This window comes from Borrelia persica No12 (assembly GCF_000500045.1).
Lineage (GTDB): Bacteria > Spirochaetota > Spirochaetia > Borreliales > Borreliaceae > Borrelia > Borrelia persica.
The window spans coordinates 77,953-90,997 of the sequence record NZ_AYOT01000225.1; the positions used below are offsets into that span (position 1 = coordinate 77,953).

A 13,045-nucleotide genomic window follows, 5' to 3' on the forward strand; every position below is an offset into this window, starting at 1 on the left:
GGCTTAATTTTTTATGACTTTACTTTAATTAAGTTTAGCTTTTTTGTTCTTTTATTTTTCGAATTGTGATTGTATGCAAAGTCAATGTGTTTGTATTGTAGTCATATTCTATTTGTCCTAGTATTTCGACGCAATCTTTGGAATTGATTTTAATGTCAAAGGTTGTTTTTGTTGTTATTATTCCCTCAAGGATATTTTTGTTGTATCCTACATAAAAGTCAAAATATGTTATGTTATTTTGTTTTTCAATATTATTGACAAGTCCTTCCCATTTAACATATACATTTGAATAAATTAATGGATTTTTTTTAATTTCCTTTAGAACTAAATAATCGTTAAATGTGATAAAATCTGGTCTTGATATAAAGCTTGCAAGATTTTTGGCTTTAAGTTTGATTGATTCTGATGCATTTGAATTTAATATCTTATTTATTTCGATTCTTGCAAAATTGTCTTTGCCTTTTTTTAAATGAGTTTTTATTTTTTGAAATGAATTTTTAATTTCAGTTTCAGTGAGTATGAATACAAATTGTCCTTCATGGTTCTTTATCTTTTCTTTGTCATTTATTTTTATATCATCAATATATGTTGCTATATTTGTGATAGCTTTTTTTATTTTTGTTTGAGAGTCGTTTGATATTAATTTGATATTTGATTTAAAATCTGTAAATAAGAATATTGCTATTAATAAAAATGAAATTCCAGCTGTTGCTAGTAGTATTTTTATTAATTTGGATAGATTTTCTCCTTTATTTATTTTGATTTCTGGGAATAACTTATCGTATATTTTGTTTTTATTGAGAAATAATGTTCCTTGAATAGGATGTTTTCTTATGATTTCTAATGATAATTCTGAACGTTTTGTTTCTTGATTTTCTTCTATCATTTTAAGCCATATTTGTATGGCCTTGTCTTCTTTGCCTTGAGCTGCTAATAATATTGCTATTGATTGTTTAATATCTGGTTCTGTTGGATTTAGAGTATATGCTTTTTTTAGGTATGTTTGAGCATTGCCTAAATTTCCCATTCTAAGATAAGACATTCCCAGTATATAATGATAAATGTAGTAATTCTTGTAAAAAAAAATTTCTTTTTCTATAAGTTTTATTGCATCTGCGTATCTATGAGAGTTATAGTAACTAATAGATTTGTTAATAAGTTTTCTAGATGCTATTTCCATAAATTTAAGCTTACCCTCATGATATTATTTTTAGTATTTTATATATAAATATTATCTTAAAAGAATGATAAATAAAATATTGTTTTGTGTTTTCAATGGGTCAGTTTGACTAAAAATTTATTAATGTTATAATTATGTAAGTCATTTGGGATTTATACATATTGTAAAGTGGTAGGAATGTGTCATCAGAAAAGATCGCGGAATTAATCAAGGATATTTATTTAAGCTTCAGGAAAGGTGATTTTAAAACAGCTTTGATGAAATCGGAAGAAGCACATTCTCTTGATTTTGACAATATTGAAATTTTAACGGCTCTTAAGAGTTCTGTGTATTGGAATGGGCAAATTGAAAGTCTTGATAGAATAGATAAAGATTATGAGAAGGCTGAGTTTTTAATAAGAGAGTGGAATAATTTTGCTAGAAGATATTTAAAAAAAATGAATTTTGATTTTATTCAAGGGCGTAACTCAATTAAGTATTTTATATTTCAGTTATGCTTAGATATGTATAAAAATATATATAAGTTACAACCAGAAAATTTGGACATTTTGATAAAGATTGCTAAGTCTTATAAAGGAATGGGTAATTATGAGAAAGCTATAATTGTTTTTTTGCAAATATTGGGAGATGCAAAGGATAATGCAGATGTTGTTGCTGAACTTGCTGATTCTTATGCTCTTATTGATGAAATTAAAGAAGCCAAGGTATTATTTAGAGAGGCTTTTTTTATTAATCCGCAAAAGATAGATATAGATGCACTTGAATCTGAGATGATACTGAAACTGATAGAAGCTATTAAGAATGATAGAAATATTTCTGACACTCTTATTAAGGAGTGGATACCTGTTTATGGAGCACTTAATGGTGTTTTTAATATAAAAAGAGAATTAAGACCTATTGAGCTTGGTCATTTAAAACAGTCTGTTTATAGTTTGCGTAATGAACTTAAGGAAAAGTCTTATAGGTCAATAAATGAGAGTATATTGCTTCCAAGGCTTATTAATAAATATTTTTGGCTTATTGATCATTATGTAAGGATAAAAGAAGATCGTGTTCGCATTGATGAAATTTTATCTTATATTAAAGAAATAGATATAGGAATATATCAGCAATATGTCAATTAGGTTGGTTTTAATAAAATTGATATTAGGAGAGTTGAATGTCTAATATTACTATAGAAAGATTAGATAATATCTTGCAAGAGGATAAATGGACAAGAACAGTTGTTAACAATTATTCTCTTGCTAAGATAAAGGAATTGGATGAGTTAATAGATAATATAATTTCTGAAAATTTAACGGAAGAAGCTTTGGATATTTGTGGTAAACATTTAAAAGATGTCAAAAAGAGTATTGCTGGTCTTTATATTTCAGGAATGCTTATATACAGTAGAAGACCACTTAATGATATGAGTTTGCTTACAGTTGTAGATTTGTTTTCTCAAAACTTAAAATGGTCTCTTGTTGAACATATATGTCACAAGATGCTTTTGACCTCTGAAAATAAGCATGCACTCTATACACTTGCAAAGATATATTCACAAAATAATGAAAATGATAAGCTGCCAAATATTTGGATGCGTATTGTTGAAGCGGATGTTGATGATACTGTTTTTGTAAGGCAACTTGCTGCTCATTATGAGAATATTGATTTGCAAAAATCAATATATTTTTTTAGAAAGGCTATTTATCGTTTTATAGATAAAAAACAAATGTCAGGCATTAGGGAAATATGGTCTAAGTTGATTAAATATGTCTCTGATGATTTTGATTCCTTTTTGTTGATACTTCAAAAGGTTGAAAAAGAACTTGGTTTTAAAAAGGTCGTGGTTCTTTATGAAGATTTATATGAACATTATTCTGTTAGTGGCAATATTGATGAGACAATAGAAATTTTAAGAGGAATTTTGAAGCTTGATAATAAAAATCAAAAAGCAAGAGAAAATTTGGTTATTTTTTTAAGGGAAAAGTATAAAGATGTTAAGAATATAGAAGAATATCTTGAAAAATCTGATATTGAAAATTTAGATAAAAATTTTGTTGATGTTTATTCTGATTTTGAAAAATATTTGTTTTTTGCCAAGGGCAATTTTGTTTATCATCAAACTTGGTTTGTTGGGATAGTTAAGGATGTAAATGATCAGGGTATTTTAGTTGATTTTGTGTCTAAACGTGGACATTTTATTAGTTTTGATATGGCTATGTCTGCTCTCTCCCCCCTTGATAGGGAAGATATTCGAGTTTTAAAGGCTATTAAACCAAAAGAAGAGCTTGTTGAGCATATAAAGAGAGATATTGAATGGGCATTGAAAATAATTATTAAAAGTTATAAGTCAATTGATCTTAAGGGGATTAAAAGAGAACTTGTTCCAAGTTTGATGACTCAAAATGCTTGGAATTTATGGAGTGTTAAGGCTAAGCAAATTCTAAAAGATAATCCCCATTTCGTTATGGCATCTGGAAAAGCTGACTGTTATATATATAATGAGAGAGCTTCTAATTTTAATGAAAAAATTTATGATAAATTTAAGGTAGAAAAAGACTTTTATAAAAGATATGAGATCTTTATGCATTATTATACTGCTGGTGGTGTTGTAAAGGATTTGCATATTGAAGAAGAAATGCTTAATTATTTTTTAATTTATGTTAATAATTTTGCAAAAGTTGATCATTATGTTATAAGTTCTTATGTAATACTTAAATCTTTGAAAAATTCTGATAATAGAGTTGCTTTAAAAGTTAATTTTGAGAGAGATATTAATTTGGAAGTTCTCTTAAAGGAATATTCTAAGAGTATAATTGATCTTTTTGAAGCTATTTTGAATGCAGATATTAAAAAAGAATTGATCTCTTTAATTAAAGAAGAATTGTCTGATTGGGTTGCTTATTATAAGCAGCTTTTTCCTTGTTATGTTAATAAAAAATTGATAGATTCTCTTTATAAAGAAGATATAAAAGAAACTGAGCAGCTTTTTAACTATATTACAAAGAATTATAAAATCTATAAAGATGCTTATATTTGGATTTTAAAACATTATACTTCTTATTCTCTTAATTTAGATTATTCTGATGCAGAGTTGTTGGTAAATTTGATTAAGATTTTAACAGATAGTGTTGTTAAAATTAATAATAAAAATAATTCTGTTGCTAATAAGAGAATATATAAAATGGTAATCAATCTTTTAATTAAAGATAAATATCTTAGTGTTGTTTTGGGTAAGGTTATAGATGAGGAACTTGCTAAGAGAATATATATGACTTGTTTTTACATAAGAGATTTTCCTCCAAAAGATCTCATACATATTAAGACGGCAATAAGAACTGTATTTGATGATATTGAGTTTGAAGATGAAAAGATGCAAGTTTCGGGAGATAAGGTTGAGATAGGGTTTTTAACTATTTTAAGTTCTCTTAGTAAAAAGCAAAAAGAATTGCAATATTTAAAAGATGTGGAAATACCAGAAAATTCTAAGGAAATTGGCAAGGCACGTGAACTTGGTGATTTGAAAGAAAATGCAGAATATCATTCTGCTAAGGAGAGACAACAATTTTTAACAAAGAGATTAAATTCTCTTATGTCTGAAATAGATGTTGCAAAAGTTATTGATATTAAAGAACTTCAAAGTTCTGTTGTTGGATTTGGGACAAAAGTTACTATGGTTAATAAGGATACAGAAAAAGAAGAGTCTTATTTAATATTTGGACCTTGGGAATCAAATCCTGATGAGGGTATTATATCTTATAAATCGCCTTTTGGAGAAAATTTGTTGGATGCTAGAGAAGGTGACAATCTGGATTTTGTTATAAATGATACTCATTTTCAATATTATGTTAAGAAGATAGAGCCTGCGAAGATTAATTAAGAGAGATAAAATGTCTAAACTAAAAGATACGATTGATAGTGCTATGCAAAATAAATTAAATAAAGAAAAGGCCATTGAACTTGCTCGAGTTCAAATAGAGAAGGATTTTGGTAAAGGAAGCCTTATTAAAATGGGAGAATCTCCTGTAGGTAAAAATGTGGAGAGTATACCTAGTGGTGCTATTTTGCTTGATGAGGCAATTGGTATTGGTGGGTATCCAAGAGGAAGAGTAATAGAAATTTTTGGTCCCGAATCTTCTGGCAAGACTACTCTAACTCTTCAAGCAATTGCTGAGGTTCAAAAAAAGGGTGGAATTGCAGCTTTTATTGATGCGGAACATGCTCTTGATCCTGTTTATGCAAAGGCTTTGGGTGTAAATATTAATGAGCTTTGGCTTAGCCAGCCTGATACAGGAGAACAGGCTCTTGATATTGCTGAGTATTTAATTAGAAGTGGTGGAGTTGATTTGATTGTTGTTGATTCTGTTGCAGCTTTAACACCACAGGCAGAAATTGATGGAGAGATGGGTGATACTCAGATTGGACTTCAAGCAAGACTTATGAGTAAGGCTTTAAGGAAAATTACGGCCATACTGTCAAAATCGAATACTTGTATTATGTTTATTAATCAAATAAGAATGAAAATTGGTTTGGTATTTGGTAGTCCGGAGACTACTACTGGAGGAAATGCTTTAAAATTTTATTCTTCTCTTCGTCTTGAGGTAAGAAAGGTTGAGCAAGTAATAGGAACTTCTTCAGATAATGTCATTGGTAATAAGATAAGAGTTAAGGTTGTAAAAAATAAAGTAGCACCTCCTTTTCGTAAAGCGGAACTTATAGTTTATTTTGGAAAAGGTATTTCTAGGGAGGCTAGCATATTAGATGCTGCTATTAAGTATGATTTGGTTCAAAAATCAGGTTCTTGGTATGCTATGGGAGATGATAATTTGGGCCAAGGTAGAGAAAATGTTATTGATTATCTTTGTAAAGAAAAAAAACTTGCAAATGAGCTTGAAAATAAACTTAAAAAGATAATATTTGAAACTCCCAGTAAGGATTCTCTTGAAGTTGATACTCATAAAAGTGAGGAAGATAAAGAATAGAGAAAAATGGTAAGTTTAGATGATTATTTGATTGTTTGTAATGATTTTAAAGGGGAAATAGGAATTTTTTTTGATTATATAAGAAATAAGAGAGAAATCCTTAAAACTTTTAATTTAAATAGAATAATAGAAGATTTTTTAACGTTTTCTGAGAGTATTGAAATGGATGTTAGAGAATTGATTAAATTTTATTCTTTTACAACTAGTTTGCTTTATTTAAAGACGCAGATACTCTATCCAGTTAAGTTAAAAGATCGAAAATCTGTTGAAAGAGAAATAGTAAGAAAATTGATAAAATTTAGTGATAAATGTGTAGAAACTAAAAAGATTGTTCAAAAAGATGAGGTATGTTTAAGTATGTCCAAGTCTTTTTTTCTGAAGGAGAATGATATCTTTTTAGAAAATGTAGATGATGCTTATGTGACTAATATTAATGAAGTTAAGAGTAGGATTAGAACAACTAGGTTAAGTAGAAAGCGAGATGATATTTTACCTAATAAATTTAAATTGAATATTATTTTAGGTACGTATGATGCTAGGATTTCAGATAAAAAGGCTAAAATTATGGCTCTTTTGGATAAAGAAGAAAAGTTTTGTTTTGAGTTTTTATTGGATGTGAGTGATAAATTTTACTTCTTTGAAAGATTTTGTTATTTTTTAATTGTTCTTGAATATAAAATGTCAAATATTATAGATCTGGTTTATATCAATGATGAGTTAATTTTAATAAAGGGAAGAGGTGTTGACGAATATAAACAGCAAAGGGCTTAGAGTACATGTTTTTTTAGCAGAAAAAGGTGTAGGTTCTAGGAGGTTTTGTGAAGAGCTTATAAGAAAAAATCTTGTTAAAGTAAATGGCACTCCTTCAAAGCTTGGAGATAAAGTTTTCTTGGGTGATAGAGTGGAGTATAAAAGGCAAGTGTTTATTTTTCAAAATTCTAAAATTGGAAATAAAATTTATATAGCTCTCAATAAACCTGCAAATTATCTGTGTTCTAATTTTGATCCAAGGGGAAGAAAATTAGCAATATCTTTAGTTCAGCCTTTGTTTAAGGAACGTTTATTTTCAATTGGTAGGCTTGATTTTAAGAGTTCTGGTCTTTTGCTATTTACTAATGATGGTCAGTTTGCAAATAGTATTGTTCATCCAAATAGTGAAATTGAAAAGGAATATATTATTGAGTCAAAAAGAGTTGTTAGTGAAGATTTGCTTATAAAATTTAAAAATGGGATCAAAATTGATAATGAATTTTTTAAATTAAAGTCTTATGTTATGTTAGGTAATAATGCAGCTAAGTTGATTTTGACAGAAGGTAAAAATAGAGAGATTCGAAAAGTTTTTTTAAGTAAGAATATTTTTTTAAAAAAAGTGCATAGAATTAGAATAGGTAATATTACATTGAATAATTTGCAAGAAGGGCGGATTAGAGTTTTACCTTTAGTTAAAGTTAACAAATTAAAAACTCAGCTTTTGGAGGCATTGATGTGATAATAGCAATTGATGGGCCTTCAGCTTCAGGAAAAAGTTCTGTTGCACAAGCATTGAGTATGAGATTAGGTTTTAAATTTGTTAGTTCTGGTTATTTATATAGAATAGTGACCTTAATTGCTCAGAATTTTACTTTAAATGAATATGATTTACTTAGTGAGAGCAAAATTATAGAACTTATATCACAAAATGATATCAAATATGATGGTAGTGCTTTTCTTTTAAATGGTGTTGATGTTATAAATCACATTTTGAATGAAAAAATAGATTTGCAAGTTTCTCTTTATTCTTCTTATATAGGTGTTAGGAAGATAGTGAATAAAAAATTAAGAGAAATAGTTAAATTCAAGGATGATGATTATATAATAGAGGGTAGAGATATTACTACTGTAGTCTTTCCAGAAGCCAAGATTAAAATATATCTTGATGCTTCTGTTAAAGTGCGGGCTTTAAGGCGATATAATCAAAGAGATGATGATATTGCTTTGATTGAACTAGAAAAGGCACTGGAGAGGAGAGATGAAATTGATCAAAATAAAGAGTATGGTAAGTTGAAGTTGAGTAGAGAAGTTTTTTACATTGATACAAGCTATAAATGCTTAGATGATGTATGTGATATTATCATAAAGACGTTTAATTTGAAAAAAAAGTGATAGAGAGGTGAGAATGGAAAATCAAGAAGATTTACAAGAAAATTATCTGAAGGTTCTTGAGAAGGTAGAACTGGGTAGTAGTGTTTCTGGTGTTGTTATAAATATTATGAAAGATTATGTACTTGTAGATATTGGTTATAAGTCTGAAGGTTTTATTAAAATTGATGAATTTGAAACCATTCCAAATGTTGGAGATAAGCTTGATGCAATAGTTACAAAAGTAGGAGGAGAATTGGGTTTGGTTCTTAGTGTTTCAAAACTTGATTCTCTCAATTTACAAGATAAAATCGATGAATATATTGCAAATAAAAAAGTACTTAAAGGCAAGATTTTAGTTGAGCTTTCAAGTGGGTATAAAGTCCAAATTAATGACAATGTTAATGGGTTTATGCCATTTTATTTGAGTTCTCAATTTAGGGATGAGAAATTAAAAAGAGGTTCTATAGTTGAATTTTATATTGTTCAGGCAGATAAGTCTGATGGTCTTAGACTTATTCTTGATAGACGAACTTTGGAGAGAGAACGAGAATTTTTGAAGAGGAAAGAACTTGTTAGCTCTTATAGTGAAGGAGATGTGGTTGACGGTATTGTTGAAAAGATTGCAGATTATGGTGCTATTATAAAGATCAAGAATTTTGTCTTGGGAGTTTTACATAAAAGAAATATTGCGTTTAATCGTGTTGAAAATGTTGAAGATTTTATTCGTGTCGGTGATAAGTTAAGGTTAAAAATTATTAAATTAAGTCCAAATACAGGGAAGATTGAATTATCTCTTAAGGCTTTAAAGGTAAATCCTTGGGATTGTATTGAATCTAAATATAATGTTGAGAGTATTGTGAAGGGAAAGATTGTCAAGATATTGCCTTTTGGTGCTGTTGTAGAGCTTGATAGTGAAATATCGGGATTTCTTCATATCAGTAATTTTTCTTGGGTAAGATCTATTAAAAGTCCTCAAGAATTAGTTAAGGTTGGACAAATTGTTGAAGTTAAGATTTTAGAAATAGATAAGGAAAATCAAAAAATATCTTTAGGTATTAAGCAAGTCAATGGGAATCCATGGGATAATTTGGCTGATAGGTGTGGTGTTGGAAAGATTGTTCAGGGTACTGTTAAGAATATTACAAAAACAGGTGCTTTTGTAAGCATTGAAGAGGGTATAGACGCATATATTAGTAAATTTGACATTTCTTGGGTTGAGGAAGTTAATCCTGAAAAATATTTTGAATTGGGTAGCTCGATTAGTGGGAAAGTTATAGAATTTGATGCAAAAAGGCAAAACATTAAGTTGGGAATTAAACAATTAGAAGAAAATCCTTGGGATGATTTTTCTAAGAGTTATAAGAAGGGTGATACTCTTGAAGTTGAAATTGTTGAAAAGAAATCAAAGGGAGTTCAAGTAAGAGTTTATAATAAGATTATGGGTTTCATTAGTAAAATTCAACTTGGAGATACGAAAGAGTCTAGTTTAGAGACTTTTGAGAATTTAAATATTGGGGATAAAATTAAGGTTATAATTACTAATATTGACTTTAAGAATAAGTTAGTTTTACTTTCTTATAGGGCATATAAGGAACAAAAATCTAGTGAGGAAATTTCTTCTTATCTATTTAAGGAAGATGATGAGGAATCTTATAAGCCATTTGCAAATCTGTTAAAGAGGAATGTTGATGTTTAAAAGTAAATTTTTTATGGGTATTCTTGCAGTCATTATTTTTGTAGGTATTATTATCTATTTTTATGACTTTTCGGATATGGATTATGTTAAAGAGGGAGGAGAAATAGTAGAAAATCTTGAGAGAAATTTAAATCTTTATTTGAGAACAAAAAATGTTGAAGAAAAACAAAGTTTGGCGTCTGAAATAGAGAAAGCTTTAGATAAGAGAGGCGATGTTGCTTATGAATTTCTTCCACGATTTTATCTTGCAAAGTCTACTTATTCTCAGAGTAAAGGTTTGTATAAAGAAGCCCTTGAAGATTTAGATATTGTTGTGAAATCCAAATGGATTGAGAGGGATTTGGCCTATATTAATAAGGCTGTGATTTATGAAAAGATGGGACAAGTAGAAGACGCTTTGTTGATGTATGATAATGTAATTAATCAAGCTAAATTAGATTTTATTAAAATTAGGGCTTTGCTTGGGAAAGCAGTGTTAGTTGAATTACAAGATAAAAAACTGGCTGTTGATATATATGAAAGAATTGCTAATTTCTCTTATGAAAATAATTTATATGTTAATTTTGCCAAAAATAAGCTTTTTCAGCTTAGGTAGTTTGGTTTGTTTTATTTTAACTATGCAAAGAGGAGTTGGTTATATTATATTTTTAAGTATATTTTTGTTTTTATTGGGTTGTGGCATTGAAGATATTGTTTTAGTTGATTCTCCTTCTGTAATTGATAGTAGAGCTTCTAGAGATGTTCTTGCTTTTAAATTACCTTATGGATATTTTGATAAGGGTAGTAATTCTAAGGTGAGAGGTTTTGATATATATTATAAATTTTATCCAGAAGGCACGAATCACAATCTTAGTGGTTTTGCAAAAAGTGTTCAAAGGGATTTTAATGCATTAAAGAGTGTTTTCAATAATGTTAATGCGTTTCATTTAAGAGGGTTTTATAAGGTAAATTTGGATCGTGATCGTTTTTCAGGAAAGCCTACCTTAAAGTTGGATAGAAGTTGGATTCAGGGCAAATTTCCCTTATATATTGAATTAAATTTTGAAAATTTAAGAAAAAATATTCCTGGTTCAGCATTTATTACTGTAAGAAAAGGTGATAATTCTTCAGCGCCCCTTCTTAGAGAGGTTAGGAATATGTACAGATCTCATGTTGTTGATGGTTTTTATAGTGAATTTTTTGATGCTTTGAAAAAATCAAAAGTATCAGATAGCAAAACTAGGCCATTTGATCTTAAGCATATTAGTGATAGCTTTTTTACAAAAGATGTTTCTCCTAAGTATAATTTGGTAATTTTTGTTATGGCAGCAGGTAATGCTATTGAAGGTGATTTGTATAGTGTTATTGTTAATTTAGGGAGTTTAGATAGTTTTGGGTTGTCAAATTAATAGAAGGTAAGCTATGTTAGCATTTTTTTTTCATTTGGTCTTAACCAATATTATTATTTCTTTTATAGTAAGTTTTTTTGTTGTTTTTTTTGGCATATTGCGATTTAAATTTTTACTTATTTATTTTATAAGTTTTTTGGGAAGTGTTTTATTTTTATTTTTTATTCCTCTTTTTTATTCCGATTATTATAATAGACAGGTAGATATTTTGTTTTATTTGTTGCCTGGTATTGGTTCAGTGGTTTTAATATCTGTATTGAGGTTTTCTGAGAGGGGTAAGAATGATTTATAAGGAGAATTTTCAAATTGCACTCGTATCAAATTCTCTTGCAAGAATTGACTTTTTAAATGCTTTAAAAATTAATTTTGTGTCTCTTAGCGTTGATATTGATGAAGATTTAGTTATAAAATCTGGTGATACGGAAGTTACAAAAAAGATAGCGCTTGTTAAACTTACTAGTGCTATTGAAAAGTATGGTAAAGATAAATGTTTAATTACTGTTGATACTTTAATAAAAAATGATTCTATTTATATTGGCAAAATAAAAGATGAAAAAGAAGCTTTTGCTAAAATAATGGAATATAGTCATAAGCTTGTTGAGGTTGAAACTAGTTTTTGTATTTTTATTCCAGGAAAAGAAGAAATAGTGAAGGCTTGTGAAGTTTCGTTTATTAAATTTAGAGAATTAACTCCAGATGTCGTTTATCATTATATTTCTCTTGGATATTGGAAAGACAAATCTGGGGGTATTAGTCTTAAAAATGGTGTTGCAGATATATTAATTGAATATATTAATGGTAGTTATTCAAATATCATAGGCTTACCAATTGGTTTGTTTTATGATATTCTTATTAAAGAAAACATAATTTCCGCTATATAATTAGTGAGTAATAGCGAGGGATTTTAGGAGGTTATTTTGGCAGTAATTACTATGAAAAGCCTTTTAGAGGCCGGAGTTCATTTTGGCCATCAGGTAAAAAGACTTGATCCAAGAATGAAAAGATTTATCTTTTCTGAGAGAAATGAAATCCATATTTTGGATTTACAAAAAACTTTGCAAGGAATTAAAGATTCTTATGAACTTGTTCAGGGTGTTATAAAGAGTGGTAAAAAAGTTTTATTTGTTGGTACTAAAAAACAGGCAAGTGAAATAATTGAACAGGAAGCTAAAAGAAGTGATATGCCATACGTTAATAATAGGTGGCTTGGGGGAATGCTTTCGAATTTTAATACTATTAAGAAATCAGTTCAAAAATTAAAAAAATTGGAAAAAATGGAAATTGATGGGACTTTTGAGATGATTAGTAAAAAGGAAGTTTCTCAAATTAATCGTGAAAAATTAAAATTAGCTAAGAATTTGATGGGTATTAAAGATATGGAAGAGCTTCCTGGTGCTATTTTTATAATTGATCCTAAAAGGGAGCAAATAGTTATTAATGAAGCTAGGAAGCTTGGTATTCCTATTATTGCGGTTGTTGATACAAATTGTAATCCAGATGTAATTGACTGTCCAATTCCTGGAAATGATGATGCAATTCGTTCTGTTGCTTTATTTACCAAGATAATATCTGATGCTATCTTGGAGAGTGATAAAGAGGTTGGCATTCAAATAGTTGAAAATTTGAATGAAGAAGACTTAATGAGTGAAATTGAAGTTAAAAAAGAAAATAAAGAATCATAAAATTTATATAGGGA

13 protein-coding genes are annotated in these 13,045 nt (G+C 28.5%); 12 read left to right on the forward strand and 1 reads right to left on the reverse strand.

All coding sequences use genetic code 11. The features are described from left to right. Positions 1-34: 34 nt before the first annotated feature. Positions 35-1,180, reverse strand: a complete 1,146-nt coding sequence (locus tag U881_RS0109130; RefSeq protein WP_038364222.1) for a tetratricopeptide repeat protein — start codon at positions 1,178-1,180, stop codon at positions 35-37. 179 nt (positions 1,181-1,359) lie between these two features. Between U881_RS0109130 and U881_RS0109135 the strand changes: the two genes are divergently transcribed. The 12 genes from U881_RS0109135 to rpsB all read left to right on the forward strand — a co-directional run bounded on the left by U881_RS0109135 (position 1,360) and on the right by rpsB (position 13,031). Further along, positions 1,360-2,304 carry a tetratricopeptide repeat protein gene (locus U881_RS0109135; RefSeq protein WP_024654120.1) on the forward strand — a complete coding sequence of 315 codons (945 nt, stop codon included), beginning with the start codon at positions 1,360-1,362 and terminating at the stop codon, positions 2,302-2,304. A gap of 35 nt (positions 2,305-2,339) precedes the next feature. Further along, positions 2,340-5,042 carry a transcription elongation factor GreA gene (gene greA, locus U881_RS0109140; RefSeq protein ID WP_024654121.1) on the forward strand — a complete coding sequence of 901 codons (2,703 nt, stop codon included), beginning with the start codon at positions 2,340-2,342 and terminating at the stop codon, positions 5,040-5,042. Positions 5,043-5,052: 10 nt separating this feature from the next. Next, positions 5,053-6,144, forward strand: a complete 1,092-nt coding sequence (gene recA / locus U881_RS0109145; RefSeq protein ID WP_024654122.1) for a recombinase RecA — start codon at positions 5,053-5,055, stop codon at positions 6,142-6,144. Between the two features lie 6 nt (positions 6,145-6,150). Beyond that, positions 6,151-6,915, forward strand: coding sequence for a hypothetical protein (locus U881_RS0109150; RefSeq protein ID WP_024654123.1), 765 nt, complete (start codon positions 6,151-6,153; stop codon positions 6,913-6,915). Further along, entirely contained in the window at positions 6,896-7,633 is a 738-nt protein-coding gene (locus U881_RS0109155; RefSeq protein ID WP_407637314.1) for a pseudouridine synthase, read from the forward strand. Before U881_RS0109150 ends, U881_RS0109155 begins: the two co-directional genes overlap by 20 nt. After that, positions 7,630-8,286 (forward strand): (d)CMP kinase, encoded by a 657-nt coding sequence (gene cmk / locus U881_RS0109160; protein ID WP_024654125.1) that lies wholly within the window; start codon positions 7,630-7,632, stop codon positions 8,284-8,286. Before U881_RS0109155 ends, cmk begins: the two co-directional genes overlap by 4 nt. Positions 8,287-8,299: 13 nt before the next feature. Continuing rightward, positions 8,300-9,961, forward strand: coding sequence for a 30S ribosomal protein S1 (locus U881_RS0109165; protein WP_024654126.1), 1,662 nt, complete (start codon positions 8,300-8,302; stop codon positions 9,959-9,961). After that, positions 9,954-10,556 carry a tetratricopeptide repeat protein gene (locus U881_RS0109170; protein ID WP_024654127.1) on the forward strand — a complete coding sequence of 201 codons (603 nt, stop codon included), beginning with the start codon at positions 9,954-9,956 and terminating at the stop codon, positions 10,554-10,556. The genes U881_RS0109165 and U881_RS0109170 overlap by 8 nt, the downstream gene beginning before the upstream one ends. Before the next feature lie 64 nt (positions 10,557-10,620). Then, positions 10,621-11,349: a hypothetical protein gene (locus tag U881_RS0109175; protein ID WP_200861723.1), complete on the forward strand. Its 729-nt coding sequence runs from the start codon at positions 10,621-10,623 to the stop codon at positions 11,347-11,349. Between the two features lie 13 nt (positions 11,350-11,362). Beyond that, a complete protein-coding gene (locus U881_RS0109180) occupies positions 11,363-11,641 on the forward strand; it encodes a hypothetical protein (protein ID WP_024654129.1) in 279 nt (92 codons plus the stop codon). Further along, the gene (locus U881_RS0109185) at positions 11,631-12,230 is read left to right on the forward strand and encodes a Maf family protein (protein WP_024654130.1); all 600 of its coding nucleotides are present in this window, start codon (positions 11,631-11,633) and stop codon (positions 12,228-12,230) included. Before U881_RS0109180 ends, U881_RS0109185 begins: the two co-directional genes overlap by 11 nt. Before the next feature lie 36 nt (positions 12,231-12,266). After that, a complete protein-coding gene (gene rpsB, locus U881_RS0109190; RefSeq protein ID WP_024654131.1) occupies positions 12,267-13,031 on the forward strand; it encodes a 30S ribosomal protein S2 in 765 nt (254 codons plus the stop codon). Positions 13,032-13,045: the final 14 nt, after the last annotated feature.